Source organism: uncultured Actinomyces sp., assembly GCF_963526355.1.
Classification (GTDB): Bacteria; Actinomycetota; Actinomycetes; order Actinomycetales; family Actinomycetaceae; genus Actinomyces.
The window spans coordinates 1-4,123 of the sequence record NZ_CAUROW010000139.1 but is presented as its reverse complement, the minus strand read 5'-3'; the positions used below and the strand labels follow the sequence as shown (position 1 = coordinate 4,123).

Annotated in this window: 6 protein-coding genes; 5 read left to right on the top strand and 1 reads right to left on the bottom strand. The window is 65.3% G+C overall.

The window, feature by feature from the left end; genetic code table 11:
• Positions 1–211 (bottom strand): undecaprenyl diphosphate synthase family protein (locus RWR81_RS12760; protein ID WP_314458095.1); only part of this gene is annotated, 211 nt, incomplete at its 3' end.
• 375 nt (positions 212–586) lie between these two features.
• Between RWR81_RS12760 and RWR81_RS12755 the strand changes: the two genes are divergently transcribed.
• The 5 genes from RWR81_RS12755 to msrA form a co-directional block, all read left to right on the top strand.
• The gene (locus RWR81_RS12755; protein WP_314458094.1) at positions 587–1,297 is read left to right on the top strand and encodes a hemolysin III family protein; all 711 of its coding nucleotides are present in this window, start codon (positions 587–589) and stop codon (positions 1,295–1,297) included.
• Positions 1,298–1,617: 320 nt separating this feature from the next.
• Positions 1,618–2,103, top strand: coding sequence for a transcription elongation factor GreA (locus RWR81_RS12750; protein WP_314458093.1), 486 nt, complete (start codon positions 1,618–1,620; stop codon positions 2,101–2,103).
• Between the two features lie 156 nt (positions 2,104–2,259).
• A complete protein-coding gene (locus RWR81_RS12745) occupies positions 2,260–2,730 on the top strand; it encodes a hypothetical protein (protein ID WP_075404904.1) in 471 nt (156 codons plus the stop codon).
• A 50-nt stretch (positions 2,731–2,780) separates the two neighbouring features.
• Positions 2,781–3,344, top strand: coding sequence for a hypothetical protein (locus tag RWR81_RS12740; protein WP_075406868.1), 564 nt, complete (start codon positions 2,781–2,783; stop codon positions 3,342–3,344).
• Between the two features lie 92 nt (positions 3,345–3,436).
• Positions 3,437–4,123 (top strand): peptide-methionine (S)-S-oxide reductase MsrA (msrA, locus tag RWR81_RS12735; RefSeq protein ID WP_314458092.1); only part of this gene is annotated, 687 nt, incomplete at its 3' end.

The window sequence follows — 4,123 nt, the reverse complement described above, 5'->3', positions numbered from 1 at the left end:
CCTGGACCCCCATCTGCTCGGCCCAGCCGAGGAACTCCTCGATCTTGTCCGCGCCACGCTTGTGCCCCTGAGCAGCCCCGAACCCCATGGACCTGGCCCAGCGCCGGTTGCCATCGAGGATGACTCCCACGTGATGGGGCACCGTGGCCGGGTCGATACGCGCCGCCAGCCGGCGCGCGTAGATGTCGTAGAGGATGTTGTCGCCTGCCATGCCGTTTCCTCGGGATTCCTCGGTGGGGTTGTAGGGGAAGGGGGCCCGACGGCGCGGGGCCATCCACAACGGTATCGCGCGCCATCCCTTCCGCGCTGGACGAGACGGTCAACAGCCGGCTCTAATCAGGTCGTCAGGTTCCCCCAGGGCCACCAGGGCACAACAGGGGCACGTCAGGACACTCAGCCACGCGCCCGACCGTCTCAGGCCGGAGCGGAGAGCCGGACGCCCACTCACGTTGACGGCGGTACGGCCGGTGTCACATCCCCGTCCATACGGCTACCACCACAACCTACGCTCGCGTAACCTACGGACTCGTAAGGTCGAGGCCGATCCTGACCTCAACCCCTGTGACCCAGAAGGACGCTCACACCCATGTCTCCGACGCCATCACCGCCGACACCGGCACCGCGCCGCACCGCGTCCAAAGGCACCAAGGACGTCATCGCCTCCGTCAAGCCGAGGCTGCGCGGCTGGATCCACGCCGGCACCGCGCCGCTGGCGCTGGCCGCCTGCATCGTTCTGACCGTCCTGGCGCCGGGAGCGGGCCTGAAGTGGGCCTGCGCCATCTACATGACCTGCTCACTGCTGCTGTTCGCCAACTCCGGCGTCTACCACATCGGCACCGGCCATTGGCCCACGAAGGTCGCGGCCACGCTGCGGCGGATCGACCACGCGAACATCTATCTGCTCATCGCCGGGACCTACACCCCCCTGTCGGCAGCGCTGCTGCCAGCACGCACGGCGACCCTGGTTCTGGGCATCGTGTGGGCGGGTGCCGCGATCGGCACGGCCACGAACCTGCTGTGGATGCACGCTCCGCGCTGGTTCACCACCTCCCTCTACATCATCCTGGGTTGGGTGGCGATCTGGTTCCTACCGCAGTTCTGGCGGATGGGCGGCCCGGCGATCGTGTGGCTGCTGGTGGCCGGCGGCGTGACCTACACACTGGGTGCGGTCGTCTACGCCCGCAAGACGCCCGACCCCGCGCCGCACTGGTTCGGCTTCCATGAGATCTTCCACGTGTGCACCGTGGCGGCGTGGGCCTGCCAGTGCGTGGCCTGCTTCTTGGCGATCCTGAGGTAGGTGCACTGGGGCCCTGCAACACGCGGCGAGAGCGTCACAGCGCGCCCCACACCGTTGGACAGACTTTCTCCCACCGACTTTCCCGACAAAAATCTCCCGACGTTGTTCAAGCAGGTTAGCGGCGTTTTGGCCATCTCGGACAGCATTGTCACGCCACAATTCCCCAGCACCTCACGACCTGCAATCAGAGTTCTTTCAGGTTATGGCGTAGACTCGCGCATCAAACCCGGTTGGCCCCACGAGGAGCCGCCGGGTGTCGTCGTCGCAAGGTGGCCCAGCCGGTCATCGAGCGACCAGCACCAGTCATCGAAGGAGGACCCATGTCGGAGCAGTCACAGGGCACCTGGCTCACCCAGGAGGCCTACGACCGCCTGTCCGCCGAGCTCGAACACCGCAAGACGACCAAGCGCAAGGAGATCGCCCAGCGCGTGGAGGCGGCCCGCCAGGAGGGTGACCTGCGGGAGAACGCCGGCTATCACGCCGCCCGCGAGGAGGCGGGGCTCAACGAGGCGCGCATCATCCAGCTCGAGGAGACCCTGGAGAATGCCCAGATCGGAGAGGCGGCCGATGACGGCTCGGTCTCGGCCGGCACGATCGTCACCGCGAAGGTGGCGGGCAAGGAGCAGGTCTTCGCCCTGGGCGGCCAGGAGATCACCGAGGACGTGCCCGATGGCGTCAAGGTCTTCTCCCCCGACGCCCCGCTGGGCCAGGCGCTCATGGGGCACCGCGCGGGCGACACCGTCTCCTACGAGGCCCCCACCGGCCGGGAGATCAAGGCCGAGATCGTCAAGGTCGAGCGGGTCTGAGCCTCTTCTCCGCTCCCCTTCCACCGAGCCGGGCGTTTTTCGCGCAGCCCCTCCGAATTTCCGTCGGGCACCGCGAGAAATGCCCGGCTCAGATCCTAAGGAACCCAAGAAAACAACCAACCCCCTGAGATGCTGAGATGACGCAAGGAGAGTTCTATGGGTTATGCAATGTATTTCTACAGATTCAGCGATGGACGCAGCATCGGAGGCAACAAGCAGGGGTTGTGGAACTTTCTTGAGCGCCGAGGATTAAGTCTTCAGCGCAGCCCACACTCCAGCGACACGACACACCTGGTGAACGCCGACGGTTCGGTACTATTATTCGCCGACGGCTACCCACGAGATCTCATCCTCTCCGACCCCTCCATTCACGACTCAGAGCTGAGCGCTTTCATTGCACACGCCCATCTCAGCGATGACGAGTGCGAACTGCTCTACGACCTGTGCGTCTCGACGAACTTCCTCCTCGTTCACGTGGACGCACCCCTACTATTCGTCATCCCAGACGGGAATCACCGGATCGACCAACTGCCGCAAGAGGTAAGGGATGACGCAGACCGAGGTGAGATTGAGATTGTTGTGGCCAACAGCTGGCAGGAAATGCAAGCCGCATTAAAGTACGAGTAGACGCGCATTCTGTAAAAACGAGGACTCCAGCCACGGACGGGATGTATCCAATGGGCTTTTCTCTCTATCTGTACAAGATCAACGGAGATCGACTCGTCGATCCGGATCGCGACGGCGTGCAGAAGTTCTTGCGACGGCGTCGAATGCACATGAAGGTCTTCCCGCCCTCCAGCGCAGACCGGCCATCATCCGCGACGCTGCTCAACGAGGACGGAACCGACATCGATGTCGATGGGCTCCAGGACTTCCACTTCTCCAATGTGCTCGAGGAGGATGAGGCGATGACGGCGGGGACCGGGCACGCCCACCTCACTGCCGGTGAGTGCGACTTCATCTTTGATCTGTGCATCTTGGCGGGCTTCATGATCGTCAACCCTCAGGGAGGCCCCAGCTTCATCATCCCGCGCGGGAACCACACGGCCGAGAATCTGCAAGCCATCACGCAAGACATGAGTGCGGAGGATCAGGAGCAGGACATCGTCACTATCAACAGCAGTGAGGAGCTTCAGGCGCTACTCACCGGCGGGTTCCAGAACTTCCTCGACTGGCGCGAGAGGGCCTTCACCCAGCTGGGGCTGAACAGCTCCGGGCCGGAGTCCTCACCGAGCACCTGACCGACACCCGCACTCGCGCCTCGACCCCGGCCGCTCCTCGCGGTCAGTGAAGCGCGGGAGGGAATAGGCGCCGGGGGCAGTAGCGTGTCCTCATGTTCAACATCCTTCGTCACTCGCTCAGCGGATCGGCGCCGGCCGGCCGCGAGACACCGGTCCTGCCCACCCCCGGAGACCACCCGGTGCTGGGAATGCCCCTGGACGGGCCATGGCCCGATGGCAGTCGGATCATCTACCTGGCGGGCGGCTGCTTCTGGGGCGTGGAGCGGATCCTGTGGCGCCAGGACGGCGTCGTCTCAACGTCGGTCGGCTACATGGGCGGCCAGACACCCAACCCCACGTACCAGGAGGTGTGCACCGGGGCGACCGGTCACGCCGAGACGGTGCGCGTCGTCTACGACCCGGCCGTCTGCGGCGAGGGCGGGGAGACCCTGCTGCGGGCCTTCTGGGAGAACCACGACTCCACGCACCTCAACCGCCACGGCAACGACGTCGGCACCCAGTACCGCTCGGCGGTGTGGACGACGACGCCCACCCAGCGCGAGGCGGCCGTGCGGATCCGTGAGGCCTTCCAGGGCGAGCTGACCCGCCTGGGCCTGGGCACCTGTGTGACGACCATCGAGGACGCGGCGGATGCGCCGGCCGAGTTCGGCGGCCCCTACTACCTGGCCGAGGACTACCACCAGGCCTACTTGCACAAGAACCCGAACGGCTACTGCAACCACGGCCCCAACGGGGTGACCTGCCCGGTCGGCATCACGGACCTGCCCGCCCAGACCGAC

Excerpts from the sequence above, each read along its gene's own strand:
- RWR81_RS12745 (WP_075404904.1), top strand. The coding sequence starts at position 2,260 with ATGGGTTATGCAATGTATTTCTACAGATTCAGCGATGGACGCAGCATC.
- RWR81_RS12740 (WP_075406868.1), top strand. The coding sequence starts at position 2,781 with ATGGGCTTTTCTCTCTATCTGTACAAGATCAACGGAGATCGACTCGTC.
- RWR81_RS12750 (WP_314458093.1), top strand. The coding sequence starts at position 1,618 with ATGTCGGAGCAGTCACAGGGCACCTGGCTCACCCAGGAGGCCTACGAC.
- RWR81_RS12755 (WP_314458094.1), top strand. The coding sequence starts at position 587 with ATGTCTCCGACGCCATCACCGCCGACACCGGCACCGCGCCGCACCGCG.